General features: G+C 62.5%; 10 protein-coding genes, 3 rRNA genes and 1 pseudogene. 11 read left to right on the top strand and 3 right to left on the bottom strand.

All coding sequences use genetic code 11. The features are described 5' to 3' along the window. The first annotated feature begins 18 nt into the window (after positions 1-18). On the top strand, positions 19-516 hold the full coding sequence (locus tag OUO20_RS16340; RefSeq protein WP_026266173.1) for a MarR family winged helix-turn-helix transcriptional regulator: 498 nt from the start codon (positions 19-21) through the stop codon (positions 514-516). 43 nt (positions 517-559) lie between these two features. Next, positions 560-1,321 carry an SGNH/GDSL hydrolase family protein gene (locus OUO20_RS16335; protein WP_018771907.1) on the top strand — a complete coding sequence of 254 codons (762 nt, stop codon included), beginning with the start codon at positions 560-562 and terminating at the stop codon, positions 1,319-1,321. Positions 1,322-1,351: 30 nt separating this feature from the next. On the opposite strand, the gene OUO20_RS16330 is transcribed toward OUO20_RS16335, so the two are convergent. From OUO20_RS16330 to OUO20_RS21740, 3 genes are read right to left on the bottom strand one after another with little or no spacing between them, the layout of a single operon-like run. After that, positions 1,352-2,128: an FAD:protein FMN transferase gene (locus OUO20_RS16330; RefSeq protein ID WP_442781143.1), complete on the bottom strand. Its 777-nt coding sequence runs from the start codon at positions 2,126-2,128 to the stop codon at positions 1,352-1,354. A gap of 28 nt (positions 2,129-2,156) precedes the next feature. After that, positions 2,157-2,408: an FMN-binding protein gene (locus OUO20_RS21745; protein WP_442781090.1), complete on the bottom strand. Its 252-nt coding sequence runs from the start codon at positions 2,406-2,408 to the stop codon at positions 2,157-2,159. Positions 2,409-2,418: 10 nt separating this feature from the next. Continuing rightward, entirely contained in the window at positions 2,419-4,098 is a 1,680-nt protein-coding gene (locus tag OUO20_RS21740) for a ferric reductase-like transmembrane domain-containing protein (protein ID WP_442781089.1), read from the bottom strand. Positions 4,099-4,416: 318 nt separating this feature from the next. Between OUO20_RS21740 and rpmB the strand changes: the two genes are divergently transcribed. The 9 genes and pseudogenes from rpmB to OUO20_RS21730 all read left to right on the top strand — a co-directional run bounded on the left by rpmB (position 4,417) and on the right by OUO20_RS21730 (position 15,461). Next, complete coding sequence (gene rpmB, locus OUO20_RS16315; protein WP_013602738.1) at positions 4,417-4,653, top strand: 50S ribosomal protein L28; 237 nt, start codon at positions 4,417-4,419, stop codon at positions 4,651-4,653. Beyond that, entirely contained in the window at positions 4,653-4,820 is a 168-nt protein-coding gene (gene rpmG, locus OUO20_RS16310) for a 50S ribosomal protein L33 (protein ID WP_013602737.1), read from the top strand. Before rpmB ends, rpmG begins: the two co-directional genes overlap by 1 nt. Positions 4,821-4,822: 2 nt before the next feature. Further along, positions 4,823-5,128, top strand: coding sequence for a 30S ribosomal protein S14 (rpsN, locus tag OUO20_RS16305; RefSeq protein ID WP_009358853.1), 306 nt, complete (start codon positions 4,823-4,825; stop codon positions 5,126-5,128). Positions 5,129-5,770: 642 nt separating this feature from the next. After that, positions 5,771-7,293: ribosomal RNA gene (locus OUO20_RS16300) — 16S ribosomal RNA — on the top strand. Between the two features lie 511 nt (positions 7,294-7,804). Continuing rightward, positions 7,805-10,934, top strand: a 23S ribosomal RNA gene (locus OUO20_RS16295). A 173-nt stretch (positions 10,935-11,107) separates the two neighbouring features. Continuing rightward, positions 11,108-11,224, top strand: a 5S ribosomal RNA gene (gene rrf, locus OUO20_RS16290). The 16S, 23S and 5S rRNA genes sit together here, the layout of an rRNA operon. A 104-nt stretch (positions 11,225-11,328) precedes the next feature. After that, positions 11,329-12,336 carry a LacI family DNA-binding transcriptional regulator gene (locus tag OUO20_RS16285; protein WP_224084158.1) on the top strand — a complete coding sequence of 336 codons (1,008 nt, stop codon included), beginning with the start codon at positions 11,329-11,331 and terminating at the stop codon, positions 12,334-12,336. A 93-nt stretch (positions 12,337-12,429) separates the two neighbouring features. Next, positions 12,430-14,492 (top strand): annotated as a pseudogene (locus OUO20_RS21735) (glycoside hydrolase family 2 TIM barrel-domain containing protein); the annotation flags it as partial. A 165-nt stretch (positions 14,493-14,657) separates the two neighbouring features. After that, a complete protein-coding gene (locus tag OUO20_RS21730; protein WP_442781142.1) occupies positions 14,658-15,461 on the top strand; it encodes a hypothetical protein in 804 nt (267 codons plus the stop codon). The last annotated feature ends 15 nt before the right edge of the window (positions 15,462-15,476 follow it).

Genomic DNA, 15,476 nt, shown 5'->3' with positions numbered 1-15,476 from the left:
AATCGTAGAATGGGGGCCATGACCGAACCCCGCTGGCTCAACGCTGACGAACGCCGCGCCTGGCTGGCGCTGGTGAGCATCAATACGCTGCTGCCGGCGGCCCTCGACACCAGGCTGCATGCGGCCGGGAAGCTGTCCCTCTTCGACTACACGGTCCTTGCCATGCTGTCCGAGGCAGACGACCGGTTCCTGCCCATGAGTGAGCTCGCTGCCCGCAGCAGCGCTTCACTGTCCAGGCTTTCGCATGTGGTGACCAAGCTGCAGAAGCGCGGCTGGGTGGAGCGGCGTCCCCACCCCCATGACGCAAGGGTGACCACCGCGCACCTCACGGAGGAAGGCATGGCCACCATCGTTGGGCTGGCCCCGGGCCATGTTGAGGACGTCCGCGACCTGTTCCTCGATGCCCTGACCGGGCAGGATGTGCTGGACCTGGCGCGGATCGGCGAGAAAGTGGTGGGACGCCTGGACAAGGACCACTGGATCCTGCGCGAAACCCAGCCTGACCAAGCGACATAACCGGCGATTGGTTGCTTCCGGCAACGGATGGCAAACTAACCGCATGGATTTCACTTCCCGGTTCGTGGCCCTTGGCGACTCGTTTACCGAAGGCGTCGGTGACGACGACCCCACCCGCCCCAACGGGGTCCGCGGCTGGGCGGACCGGGTGGCGGAGCAGCTCTGCGCCGCTGATCCGGATTTCGGCTACGCCAACCTGGCCATCCGCGGCAGGAAGCTTCGGCAGATCGTGGCCGAGCAGGTGGACGCCGCCGTCGAACTTAAACCCACGCTGGTGAGCATCTACGCCGGGGCCAATGACATCCTCCGCCCGCGCGTGGACATCGATGACCTCCTGGTGGAGTACAACGACGCCGTCGGGAAGCTGGCGGCCACCGGCGCCACTGTGGTGATGTTCACGGGTTTCGATGCCCGGGGTTCAAAGGTGTTCGGCACCATGCGCGGCCGCACCGCCATCTACAACGAACTGGTCCGCGGAATCGCAGGGGACCACGGCGCCCTGCTGGTGGATTACTGGCGCTTCAGCGAGTACTACGACTGGGGCATGTGGGCCCACGACCGGATGCACATGTCCGCCGCCGGCCACGCCAACATGGCCAAGCGCGTCCTCGAGGTCCTCAAGTACGACCATTCCATCGACGTCCCGCCGATGACCCCTGTTCCGGAGTTGAGCGGCGCCGACGCCCTCCGCGCCAACGCCCGGTGGTTCCGCGAGTACGCCGCGCCGTGGGTGGTCCGGCGCGTCACCGGCAAGTCGTCCGGCGACAACCTGCAGCCCAAGTACGCTCAGCTCACCCGGCTGTAGCGGTTGTAGCGGCGGTGGGGCGCGGGCGGTTCAGGCGGGATGGAAGGCCGGAGTCGCCAGCGTGGAGCCGTCAGCTCGGATCGCCAGCACGGCAACATCCCAGGTGTCCGTGGCGCGGTTCAGCATCTGTGTTCCGCCGGCGACGATCGCCGTGGCCAGCACGTCGGCGGTGACAATGTCCGCGGCGGCCACGGTGACCTGGACAAACCCGGCGCCGCGTCCCACCCGCCAAATGTGCTCACCGCGTTCAGCGGAGCCGGAGGTGGCGATCGCACTGTGCCGGCTGCCCGCGCCCAGTGCGTAGCCGGTAATCAGGGTTTGGCGGTCCGCCGGATCCACGATGCCGGCTTTCCAGGGCTCGGCGCTGCCGGGGCGTGGTGAGCCGCTGACCAACACGTCGCCCCCGGCATTCAGGCACCAATCGTGCCGGCCCAGGGCCTGGAGCGACGTGGCCGCCTCGCGGATGGCATGACCCTTGATGATCCCGGACAGGTCCAGGACGCCGTCAGGCCGTTCCGGGGTGAAGGCGCCCTCCGTGCGCAGCCGCCATTCGTGCGCCTCGGCGTACCGCTCTCGCATCTGGGCTGAGGCGGCCCGCAGCATCAGCTCGCCGCGGGCCAGCCTGGCCGCTTCCGAATCCGGGCGGTAGAGGCTGAAGTGTTCGTCCAGGTCGCGGAAAAGGCGTTCGACGACGGCGGTGGCGGCAGCCAGCTCATCGAGCCCAGGCTGCCCTTCCGCAGGGGAGCTGACGGGCAGCGTCAGCCCGATGACCGTGCCCATGCATTCAAAGGTGCGGGCCTTCAGCATGGCGGCGGGGGTTGCGGCGTCCAGGGGGCTAGAGGTGGGCTGCATCGATGGCCGCCTGGACTGAGGTCAGGTACGCGTCGCTGGTAATGGTGGCGCCGCTGACGGTCTGGACATCCGCCGACTGCGCCGCGAGGACCTTGCTCCGGAGCAGGGGTGCCGCGCGGTTGCTGATCTGGATGGATTTGTCGTCGGTGTTGGTGAGCTGGAGGGCGGTGATATCCGTGATCTTCCCGTTGGCCACCGTGATCTGGACCTGCACGGGACCGAACCGGGTCTGCACGGCGGTTCCCTTATAGGTGCCGGAAGCCGAGGTGCCCGAAGAGCCCGAGGAGCCGGACGTACCCGTACCCGTCGAGCCCGTACCCGTCGAGCCCGTGGTGCCTGTCGCCGTCGTGCTTGATGCGACGGTGCTGATGCCGCCTGCCTGGGTGCCTGTTTGCCATCCCGCCATGAGGATCCCGGCGGAGGCCAGGGCCGCTGCAACTGTTCCGCGTATTTTCACCAGTCAAACCTTTCGTGATGGATCTGTTCCCCGGAGACGCCGGCCTTCCCGGCATCCGCCATGACGTTGGCCGCCCACGCCGCCGGGCCGCAGACGTAGACGTCCGCATCCGCGATGTCGGGCACGTAGGAGGTGAGGCTGTAGCCGTTCCGCACGGCGTCCCCGGGAAGCCAGGTGGAGTGGCCGTGGGCCCTCGGCCCGGTGAGGTGGAAGAGCCGGACCCCCTGGCCTGGCAGATGTCGAGGATTTCGCTGCCCAGGTACAGCTCCTGGTCGGTGTGGCCGCGGAGCAGGACTGTCGCCTCGCCGGGAGCAAACGGCGTGGTTTCCAGCAGTGCGCGCAGGGGTGTGATGCCGATGCCGGCCCCGATCATCACCACCTTGTTCCTGGTCCTGGCAGCCGTACTGAGCAGTCCGTAGGGACCCTCCAGCGCCACCTTGGTCCCCTTCCGCAGCCGCAGGAGCTGGGCGGAGCCGCTGCCAAGGTTCCGTACGGTGACCCGCAGCGTCCCCTGGCCGTCCGGGCCATGGAAGACGGGTTCGGCGGACAGGCTGAACGGGTGGGGATGCCACCACAGTCCCGGAGCCAGGAAGCGCCAGATGAAGAACCGTCCGCCCGTGCCCGCCAGCTGGTCCAGTTTCCGGCCATTCATGACGATGTTCACCACGCCCGGCGCCACGGCCTCCACGCGGGCCACCGACAGTTGGTGCCGCGCCGTGGCCAGTACCGGCTCCAGTACCCGGAAATACACCAGGGCAGCGCCGGTGTAGATGCAAATGGCCAGCCAGTACCAGCGCTGCCACGTGCCTGCCGCAAAGAGGCCTCCCACGCTGAACTGGTGGGGCAGCGACGTTGCCACCGCGGCGTAGGTCAGGAGGTGCACCACGTACCAGAACTCGTACGGGAAACGACGCCGGACAGCCACCAGGGACGTGACGACGACCGCGATGAACAGCGCCATGGAGACAAACGCCAGCCACATGTCCGGCACCTGCACCCAAAGGTTGACGGACTCGGTGAACGGATCCAGTCCTTCGGCCATGCCGTACCCAGCCGCGACCAGGAGGCCGTGTGCCAGAAGCAGGTACAGCGAAGGCTTTCCCAGCTTCCCGTGGAACTCCAGCGCGCGGTCGTGGCCGATGGTGCGGTCAATGAAGGGAATCCTCGCGGCCAGCAGCAGCATGAGCAGGACCAGGTCCATGCCCGCCAGCCCGGCCACGATGCCCGCCGCCGTGAACAGGGACGCCGGCGACGTGATCGCGGTGGCCCCGCCGTCGGCAAGCCAGAGGGCAATTGCGGCGGCAACGGAGGCCCAGGCAATGACCGTCAGGAGGTCCGTCCGCAGCATGCGCTGCCGGTACTGTCGGGCAAACCAGCCACGGGCGGGCCTCTTCGCTGAAGGTGATGAAGGCTCCGGGCGGCCGGAGCTGCTTGCGGCCGGAGATGCCGGCAGGAGCTGCGTGTTCATGTATCCAAGGTGCTTGGCGAAGCTATGTGCCTGCTGTGAAAAGGACCAACCTGTGGCTGTGACCTTCCGGCGGCCCTTATACACCCGATGACCCCCGATTGGTCTTTAATTGCGCCAACTCGTAGACTTGGTAGGCGCTAAGTGCGCGGAGCGTGCGCAATTGCTCCGGTTGCCCGGTAATTTTCTCCAGGGTGGCCGGTAGTTAGGGGCTCAAGTTGCGTGACTAACCGTTGCCCTTCTGCATTTTTGGGTCGCCCTTAGCAGCATGGTCCAGCAGCAGATATGCGGATCATTACTTTCAATTCTTGAGGAGAAGTCATGGCAGCACACTGCCAAGTGACCGGGGCCGAGCCGGGCTTTGGGCACAGCATTTCGCACTCGCACCGCCGCAACAAGCGTCGGTTCGATCCGAACATCCAGAAGAAGCGCTACTGGGTTCCGTCCCTGCGCCGTAACGTCACGCTGCAGGTCTCTGCACGTGGCATCAAGACCATCGACGTACGCGGCATCGACGTAGTCGTCGCCCAGATCCTGGCTCGTGGGGTGAAGCTCTAGTGGCTAAGGACAAGGACGTACGTCCGATCATCAAGCTCAAGTCGACCGCGGGTACGGGTTACACCTACGTAACCCGCAAGAACCGTCGTAACGATCCGGACCGCATGGTCCTGAAGAAGTACGACCCCAAGATCCGCCAGCACGTCGAATTCCGAGAGGAGCGCTAAACATGGCTAAGAAGTCCAAGATTGCTCGCAACGAGCAGCGCAAGGTCATCGTTGAGCGTTACGCTGCAAAGCGCCTCGAGCTGAAGAAGACCCTGGTTGACGAGAACGCAACCGACGAAGCACGCGAAGCAGCCCGCCTGGGCCTGCAGAAGCTGCCCCGCAACGCGTCCCCGATCCGTCTGCGTAACCGCGACATCATCGACGGCCGCCCCCGCGGTACCTTCCAGAAGTTCGGCATCTCCCGTGTCCGCTTCCGCGACATGGCCCACAAGGGCGAACTCCCGGGCATCACCAAGTCTTCCTGGTAATCCAGCACCGCTGAATCCAGCTGCTTGAGAAGGGCCGGCAACCTTAGGGTTGCCGGCCCTTTTGCTGTCTGCCGTGATGGCTGCCGGATGTGCGGCAGCGCACACAGCGGAATTACGACGGCGTGAGGCCGGCGGGTGCCCCGCATGGCCGTTCCTGCCCCGGAATCCCGGGGAATTGCAGCCATTGGATGACCGGTTTGCGGTGGGCTACGAGTGCGTGTATTGTTTTCTAAGTCGCCGCGGGGGAGACAGCCAAGAGCTGGTAACCGCGGGTGGCCAAACCCCCAAATTCAAGACCAAATTCTGGTCGCTCCTTAGGGCGCCGGAAATTGGTGGGGGACCGTCTTCTGGTCTGACGGGAATCCTGAGAAATGGATTTGCGTCGGGGTGGTTGATCGGGTAAGTTTGGAAAGTTGCTCCGGAGCGAGCCTGGACGTTGGTTTGGGTGGTGCCGGGTGTGTCTGTTGTTTGAGAACTCAATAGTGTGCCAAGTTTGTTGATACCGATTATGTATGTAATTGGTTGATTGTGCTGTGCCGCCACCCCGTGGTGTGCATGGTGTTTTTGGCTGGTTTCAAATTTTGTGCAGCTGTTTCTGCCGTTATTTCCGGTGGTTGTGGTTGTGTCTGTTTTTGTTTTACTTCAACGGAGAGTTTGATCCTGGCTCAGGATGAACGCTGGCGGCGTGTTTAACACATGCAAGTCGAACGATGATGCCAGCTTGCTGGTGGATTAGTGGCGAACGGGTGAGTAACACGTGAGTAACCTGCCCTTGACTCTGGGATAAGCCTGGGAAACTGGGTCTAATACCGGATATGACCTTCCATCGCATGGTGGTTGGTGGAAAGCTTTTGTGGTTTTGGATGGACTCGCGGCCTATCAGCTTGTTGGTGGGGTAATGGCCTACCAAGGCGACGACGGGTAGCCGGCCTGAGAGGGTGACCGGCCACACTGGGACTGAGACACGGCCCAGACTCCTACGGGAGGCAGCAGTGGGGAATATTGCACAATGGGCGAAAGCCTGATGCAGCGACGCCGCGTGAGGGATGACGGCCTTCGGGTTGTAAACCTCTTTCAGTAGGGAAGAAGCGTAAGTGACGGTACCTGCAGAAGAAGCGCCGGCTAACTACGTGCCAGCAGCCGCGGTAATACGTAGGGCGCAAGCGTTATCCGGAATTATTGGGCGTAAAGAGCTCGTAGGCGGTTTGTCGCGTCTGCCGTGAAAGTCCGGGGCTCAACTCCGGATCTGCGGTGGGTACGGGCAGACTAGAGTGATGTAGGGGAGACTGGAATTCCTGGTGTAGCGGTGAAATGCGCAGATATCAGGAGGAACACCGATGGCGAAGGCAGGTCTCTGGGCATTAACTGACGCTGAGGAGCGAAAGCATGGGGAGCGAACAGGATTAGATACCCTGGTAGTCCATGCCGTAAACGTTGGGCACTAGGTGTGGGGGACATTCCACGTTTTCCGCGCCGTAGCTAACGCATTAAGTGCCCCGCCTGGGGAGTACGGCCGCAAGGCTAAAACTCAAAGGAATTGACGGGGGCCCGCACAAGCGGCGGAGCATGCGGATTAATTCGATGCAACGCGAAGAACCTTACCAAGGCTTGACATGAACCGGACCGCTGCAGAAATGTGGTTTCCCCTTTGGGGCTGGTTTACAGGTGGTGCATGGTTGTCGTCAGCTCGTGTCGTGAGATGTTGGGTTAAGTCCCGCAACGAGCGCAACCCTCGTTCTATGTTGCCAGCACGTGATGGTGGGGACTCATAGGAGACTGCCGGGGTCAACTCGGAGGAAGGTGGGGACGACGTCAAATCATCATGCCCCTTATGTCTTGGGCTTCACGCATGCTACAATGGCCGGTACAAAGGGTTGCGATACTGTGAGGTGGAGCTAATCCCAAAAAGCCGGTCTCAGTTCGGATTGGGGTCTGCAACTCGACCCCATGAAGTCGGAGTCGCTAGTAATCGCAGATCAGCAACGCTGCGGTGAATACGTTCCCGGGCCTTGTACACACCGCCCGTCAAGTCACGAAAGTTGGTAACACCCGAAGCCGGTGGCCTAACCCCTTGTGGGAGGGAGCTGTCGAAGGTGGGACTGGCGATTGGGACTAAGTCGTAACAAGGTAGCCGTACCGGAAGGTGCGGCTGGATCACCTCCTTTCTAAGGAGCACCTCCAACTCTTCTGTGCTGGTGAATGCCGGTGTGGGGGTTGTCAGGAAGCAAGCCCGCAGCATGGACGATTGTTCCGTGGCGGGTGCTCATGGGTGGAATATCAACAAATAGGTGCCTGGTGGCACGGACCGGTTTGGTTAGTACGAATGTTTTGTTCTTCTCTTCGGGGGAGGGCGGGTGTTCTGGAACGCGGCTGGTTTGGGTTGCTGGGTAGTGTTTGGCACACTGTTGGGTCCTGAGGCAACAGGGCCGGGGGTTTTCCCTCGGGTTTGTTTGTTTCTGGTTTCCCTGCCGTGACGTTCCGTGCGCCTGTTGTGGGTGTGTGGGGTGTGTGGTGTGGGGTTGTTGTTTGAGAACTACATAGTGGACGCGAGCATCTTGTATAAGAAGCAATTTCCAAGATTAATGAACCTGGATCTGGCTGCGCTGTTGATGCCCTTTGGGTGTTGGGGTGTGGTTGGTTTCTGTGGTTCTCTCGAGAAATGTTTTTGATCTTTGTGGTCAAGTTTTTAAGAGCACACGGTGGATGCCTTGGCATTAGGAGCCGAAGAAGGACGTAGGAATCTGCGATAAGCCTGGGGGAGTCGATAACCGGACTGTGATCCCAGGGTGTCCGAATGGGGAAACCCCGCCGAGCGCGCGAGTGACTCGGTGACCCGTACCTGAACACATAGGGTGCGTGGGGGGAACGCGGGGAAGTGAAACATCTCAGTACCCGCAGGAAGAGAAAACAATAGTGATTCCGTTAGTAGTGGCGAGCGAACGCGGATCAGGCTAAACCGTTCCATGTGTGATAGCCGGCGGGCGTTGCATGGTCGGGGTTGTGGGACTTTCCATACCAGTTCTGCCGGGCTGGTGGGGTGTGATGTGCGCGCATAGGTGAACGGTTTTGAAAGGCCGGCCAGAGAGGGTGTTAGTCCCGTAACCGTAATGTGTTTGTACCGCCTGTGAGAGTATCCCAAGTAGTACGGGGCCCGAGAAATCCCGTGCGAATCTGTCAGGACCACCTGATAAGCCTAAATACTCCCTAATGACCGATAGCGGACCAGTACCGTGAGGGAAAGGTGAAAAGTACCCCGGGAGGGGAGTGAAACAGTACCTGAAACCGTGTGCTTACAATCCGTCGGAGCCAGTCTGATTCTGGTGACGGCGTGCCTTTTGAAGAATGAGCCTGCGAGTTAGTGTTACGTCGCGAGGTTAACCCGTGTGGGGCAGCCGTAGCGAAAGCGAGTCTGAATAGGGCGTGTGAGTGGCGTGATCTAGACCCGAAGCGAAGTGATCTACCCATGGCCAGGTTGAAGCGACGGTAAGACGTCGTGGAGGACCGAACCCACTTCAGTTGAAAATGGAGGGGATGAGCTGTGGGTAGGGGTGAAAGGCCAATCAAACTTCGTGATAGCTGGTTCTCCCCGAAATGCATTTAGGTGCAGCGTTGCGTGTTTCTTGCTGGAGGTAGAGCTACTGGATGGCTAATGGGCCCTACAAGGTTACTGACGTCAGCCAAACTCCGAATGCCGGTAAGTGAGAGCGCAGCAGTGAGACTGTGGGGGATAAGCTTCATAGTCGAGAGGGAAACAGCCCAGACCACCAACTAAGGCCCCTAAGCGTGTGCTAAGTGGGAAAGGATGTGGAGTTGCCCAGACAACCAGGAGGTTGGCTTAGAAGCAGCCACCCTTAAAAGAGTGCGTAATAGCTCACTGGTCAAGTGATTCCGCGCCGACAATGTAGCGGGGCTCAAGTACACCGCCGAAGTTGTGGCATTCACATTTTAGCTAAGCCCTTGTGGTTCAGGCGTGTGGATGGGTAGGGGAGCGTCGTGTGGGCGGTGAAGTCGCGGTGTAAACCAGCGGTGGAGCCTACACGAGTGAGAATGCAGGCATGAGTAGCGAAAGACGGGTGAGAAACCCGTCCGCCGAATGATCAAGGGTTCCAGGGTCAAGCTAATCTGCCCTGGGTAAGTCGGGACCTAAGGCGAGGCCGACAGGCGTAGTCGATGGACAACGGGTTGATATTCCCGTACCGGCGAAAAACCGCCCATGCTGAGCGGGGGATACTAACTGCCCGAAGCCTGCCCGAGCGCCCTTGTGGTGTGAGGGTTTTGGTGGAGCGCAGGACCTGATCCCGGGAGGCAAGCGTATTAACAGGTGTGACGCAGGAAGGTAGCCGAGCCGGGCGATGGTTGTCCCGGTCTAAGGATGTAGGGCGAGTGGTAGGCAAATCCGCCACTCATGGTGCCTGAGATCTGATGGGACCCCCGTTTGGGGGGATTTGGTGATCCTATGCTGCCGAGAAAAGCATCGACGCGAGGTTTTAGCCGCCCGTACCCCAAACCGACACAGGTGATCAGGTAGAGAATACCAAGGCGATCGAGAGAATTATGGTTAAGGAACTCGGCAAAATGCCCCCGTAACTTCGGGAGAAGGGGGGCCCCAACCTTGATACACCCTTTGCGGTGTGGAGGGGATCGGGGCCGCAGAGACCAGGGGGAAGCGACTGTTTACTAAAAACACAGGTCCGTGCGAAGTCGCAAGACGATGTATACGGACTGACTCCTGCCCGGTGCTGGAAGGTTAAGAGGACCGGTTAGCCGCAAGGCGAAGCTGAGAATTTAAGCCCCAGTAAACGGCGGTGGTAACTATAACCATCCTAAGGTAGCGAAATTCCTTGTCGGGTAAGTTCCGACCTGCACGAATGGAGTAACGACTTCCCCGCTGTCTCAACCATAAACTCGGCGAAATTGCAGTACGAGTAAAGATGCTCGTTACGCGCAGCAGGACGGAAAGACCCCGAGACCTTTACTATAGTTTGGTATTGGTGTTCGGAGTGGCTTGTGTAGGATAGGTGGGAGACGTTGAAGCCCGGACGCCAGTTCGGGTGGAGTCATCGTTGAAATACCACTCTGGTCACTTTGGACATCTAACTTCGGCCCGTAATCCGGGTCAGGGACAGTGCCTGATGGGTAGTTTAACTGGGGCGGTTGCCTCCTAAAAAGTAACGGAGGCGCCCAAAGGTTCCCTCAGCCTGGTTGGCAATCAGGTGTCGAGTGTAAGTGCACAAGGGAGCTTGACTGTGAGAGAGACATCTCGAGCAGGGACGAAAGTCGGGACTAGTGATCCGGCGGTACATTGTGGAATGGCCGTCGCTCAACGGATAAAAGGTACCTCGGGGATAACAGGCTGATCTTGCCCAAGAGTCCATATCGACGGCATGGTTTGGCACCTCGATGTCGGCTCGTCGCATCCTGGGGCTGGAGTAGGTCCCAAGGGTTGGGCTGTTCGCCCATTAAAGCGGTACGCGAGCTGGGTTTAGAACGTCGTGAGACAGTTCGGTCCCTATCCGCTGCGCGCGCAGGAAATTTGAGAAGGGCTGTCCTTAGTACGAGAGGACCGGGACGGACGAACCTCTGGTGTGTCAGTTGTACTGCCAAGTGCACCGCTGATTAGCTACGTTCGGATGGGATAACCGCTGAAAGCATCTAAGCGGGAAGCTCGCTTCGAGATGAGATTTCCATACACCCTCGGGTGTGAGAGGCCCCCAGCCAGACCACTGGGTTGATAGGCCGGATGTGGAAGCGAGGACTAACGACTCGTGAAGCTGACCGGTACTAATAGGCCAACAACTTACACCACACAGATACATACAAAACTCTGCTTGCGTCCACTATGTGGTTCCCAACCAACAACCCCCCAACACCGGGGTTGTCACGGCACGGAACCAACACAACTGAAGAACAACACCACAATGTTGTAACCACCAGACTTCCCACCCCCGGACAAAATACCGGGCGGGCGGGTACAAGGGTTACGGCGGTCATAGCGTGGGGGAAACGCCCGGTCCCATTCCGAACCCGGAAGCTAAGACCCACAGCGCCGATGGTACTGCACCCGGGAGGGTGTGGGAGAGTAGGTCACCGCCGGACACACATTGGTCGAGGCCCCAACCACCAGGTTGGGGCCTCCCACATTTAACCCACCAATCACCGGTATCAAAACGGGCCTTCGCCACCGCCTAGACTTACCGTTTATGACCCCCCGAACGCCCAGTCCCAGGGACCGGCGTGCAACCATCCTGGATGTGGCAGCCGCTGCAGGCGTATCGCGCCAAACCGTCACCCGGGCCATGAATGACATGGCAGGCATCAGCGCGGAAACCCGCGCCCGGGTCCAAAAGCTCGCAGCAGAAATGGGCTACAGCCCCAGCCGCTTCGCCAAGGGCCTTGTGCAGGGCGCGCGGATCTCTGTTGGCCTCGCCATCCCGGACCTGACCAACCCCTATTTCCCGGCCTTTGCCTCAAGCGTGGTGGAGGCCGCCACGGAGCGCGGCTGGAACGTGGTGGTGGACGACTACGGCCACGGGACCGGCAGCGCCGTTGACGCCGCCGCGCGGCTTGCGCCCCAGGTGGATGCACTGATCGGATACCTTGCACCCCACCAGGACGAGGCGCAGGCGCTGATGGGCCGCCGTCCCGTCGTCGCCCTTGACTCCCCGGACGCCGGCACCGCCGGCAGCATCTCCTTTGACTACCGTCACGCTGCCAGGCTCGCCCTCCGCCATCTCGCATCCCTCGGGTGCCGGAGCATCCTCTTCCTGGACTCGGACCAGGGCGGCCCCGCCGGCAGCCGGAGCGCGGCCGCCGCCGCGGTGGCAGCGGAGGCAGGCATCCAGCTCGCCCGCCTCCAGGCACAGCCATCGGCGGCCGCGGCACGGTCGGCGGTGGCCCTCCATCTGGCCGGAGGCGGGAGCCCCGATGGCATCCTCGCCTTCAACGACCTGATGGCAGCCGGCGCCTTGAAGGCACTGCGGGAGTCAGGCACCTCCGTCCCCAATGAGTGTGCCGTCATCGGCATGGACGGGATACCGCTGGGGGAACTGCTCACACCTGAGCTGACCACCCTCGCACTGGACCTGCGCGCCGTGGGCCGCGCCGCCGTCGGACTCCTGGATGGTTTACTCACAGGTGCCATCCAGGACCGCACCCCAGGCGCCCACCTGACCCTGCAGCACCAACTGGTCCTCCGGCAATCAGCCTGACCCCTACTCAAATCATGACCGAGCGGATAGGCTTAACATGCAACTGCGTGAACGTTCACGTAGGCACTTCCGAAACTCCCCTCAAGGACCTCCATGCCAGCCCACACCCCTGCCGCAACTGCCGGCCACGGCTCCGCTCCGGCGACCAGACCCTCCTACCGCAGACTCGATCCGGCTGCCGCAGACGTCGCAGAATTAGCCTCGCTGGGACCCGGCCGGGGAAGCCTCCCGGCGCGGGCCTACCTGGAGTCCGACGCACCCCGGCTCCTACTCAACGGAGAATGGCAGTTCCGGCTGAGCCCGGGAATCCGGGCGGCCCCACACGACGACTGGCAGCAGGGCAATGACCTCTCCGGCTTCACCCCGCTGCCCGTCCCCTCCAGCTGGAACATGCACGGGCACGGCTCTCCGGCCTACACCAACGTGCAGTTTCCCTTCCCGGTGGAACCTCCCTACCCACCGGACGCCAACCCCATCGGCGATCACCTGGTGACCTTTGAGGCCGGCCCGGAGTTCTTCCCGCACGCCGTGCTCCGGTTCGACGGCATCGACTCGGCCGGAACCGTGTGGCTGAACGGAGTGGAGCTCGGGACCACCCGCGGAAGCCGCCTGGCCCACGAATTCGACGTGTCCGGCATCCTGGTCGAGGGAGCCAACACGCTGACCGTGCGGGTGGCCCAGTTCTCCGCCGCCAGCTATGTGGAGGACCAGGACATGTGGTGGCTCCCGGGGATCTTCCGGGACGTCACCCTGCAGGCGCGGCCGGTGGACGGCATCGACGACGTCTTCGTCCACGCCGGCTATGACCCGGGCACGGGCGAGGGCACGCTCCGCGTCGAGGTGAGCCGGGCCGGGCGGGCGATTGACGCCGTCGTACGCATTCCGGAACTTGGCCTGGAACTTCCAGCAGGGGCGGAGCAGCGTGTCCCCGGCGTGCAGCCCTGGTCCGCCGAAGTTCCCCGCCTGTATGGCGCAACGGTCAGCACCCCGGGCGAGACCGTTGCCCTGCAGGTGGGTTTCCGCAGCATCGTCATCGAGGACGCGCAGTTCAAGGTGAACGGCCGCCGGATCCTGCTCCGGGGAGTGAACCGCCACGAGCACCACCCCGGCTGGGCCGTGTGGTTCCGCGGGACGTGGTGGAGGCGGAGTTGCGGCTGATGAAGCAACACAACATCAATGCCATCCGGACCTCGCACTACCCGCCGCACCCGGAGTTCCTGGCGCTGGCAGACCAGCTGGGTTTCTACGTAGTCCTGGAATGCGACCTGGAAACGCACGGCTTCCACAGCGCCGGCTGGGCACAGAACCCCAGCGACGATCCGCAGTGGGAGGAGGCCCTGCTGGACCGGATGCAGCGAACCCTTGAGCGCGACAAGAACCACCCTTCCGTGATCATGTGGTCGCTGGGCAACGAGGCAGGCACCGGCCGGAACCTTGCGGCGATGTCCCGCTGGGCCAAGGACCGTGACCCGTCCCGTCCCATCCACTACGAGGGCGACTGGTCCTCACCGTACGTGGACGTCTACTCCCGGATGTATGCCAGCCAGGCCGAGACGGCGCTCATCGGGCAGGGCATCGAGCCGGCGCTTGAGGACGCCGAACTGGACGCTCGGCGCCGAGCCATGCCGTTCGTGCTGTGCGAATATGTGCATGCCATGGGAAACGGGCCGGGTGGCATGACCGAGTACCAGGACCTGTTCGACACGTATCCGCGGCTGATGGGCGGTTTTGTCTGGGAGTGGCTGGAGCACGGGATCCTTGTTCCCTCCCCGGGCGGCGGTGAACACTTCGCTTACGGCGGGGACTTTGGCGAGGAAGTCCACGACGGCAACTTCGTCACGGACGGGCTGGTTGATGCCAACCGCAAACCTCGTCCCGGGCTGTTGGATTTCAAGAAGGTCATCGAGCCTCTGGGCATTGACGTTTCCTCCTCATGGGCCCGCTTCACGCTGCGGAACCGGCAGGACTTTGCGGACACCTCCGCCTACCGCTTTGAGTACAAGGTGGAGGACGACGGCGGAACACGGTTGGAGGGAACGGTGGCCGTTGCGCCGCTTGCGGCGCAGTCCACGGCTGTTGTTGAGCTGCCGGCGGAGGTTGCCGCGTGTGTGGCGGGGTTGGCGCAGGACGCGGGTGCGGTGCTCACCGTCAGCGCTGTGCTGGCCGCCGATACTGGGTGGGCTGCCGCAGGACACGAGGTTGCCTGGGGGCAGGCTGTCCGCCTTGCCTCACCAGGCACGGGGGTGCAGGCCCGGGACCTGGTGGAGGCCGGCCAGGACGAATTGCAGCTGGGTACCGCGGTGTTCAACCGGGCAACCGGCATGCCCACATCCATTGGCGGACTTCCCGTGGAAAAGTTCGGCCTGGTCCTGTGGTGGCCCCCGACCGACAACGACCTCGGCCGCGAGTGGGGAAGCCCGGACGAACGGCCCCTTGCGACGCAGTGGAAGGACGCAGGACTCCACCGGCTCCGCACCCGCCTGCTGGGCATCCGGGCGGAATCTTCTCCTGACGGCGGAGAGTACCTGCGCGTCAGCACGCGCATGGGTGCCGCGGACAAGCAGTTCGGTGTGCTGGTGGATTACCTGTGGACCGCCAGCTCCGACTCCCTGGGACTACGGACGCAGGTCAGGCCCGTGGGGGACTGGGTCAATGCCGGCTTCGAGGTGGAATGGGCGCGGATCGGGCTGGAGCTGGTGCTGGGTTCCCGGACCACCGGGGTGCGGTGGTTCGGCCAGGGCCCGCACCAGGGCTACCCGGACACCGGCCAGGGTGCGCGGACGGGATGGTTCGAGCTGCCCCTTGCCGCGCTGGACGTTGAGTACGTCCGTCCCCAGGAGTCGGGAGCCCGGTCCGGCGTGCGGTCCGCTGTCCTGCACGCCGGCGGAAGGGAGCTGCACCTTTCCGGCGAGCCCTTTGCCCTCACAGTCCGGCCGTACAGCATGCAGGCTCTGGATGCCGCAAACCACAGGCCGGATCTGGTGCCGGACGGGCGGAGCTACATCTACGTGGACCATCTCATGCGTGGCGTTGGCACCGCCGCCTGCGGCCCCGGCGTTCTGGAGCCGTACCGGCTGAAGCCGAGGCAGTCCGACTTCGAAGTGGTCCTCAAGGTACTGGGGTAGGGAAGTCCCGGCTCC

The organism is Arthrobacter sp. FX8, from assembly GCF_026723805.1.
GTDB lineage: Bacteria > Actinomycetota > Actinomycetes > Actinomycetales > Micrococcaceae > Arthrobacter.
Note: the sequence above shows the minus strand (reverse complement) of the source record. Positions and strands in the feature narration are given on the sequence as shown.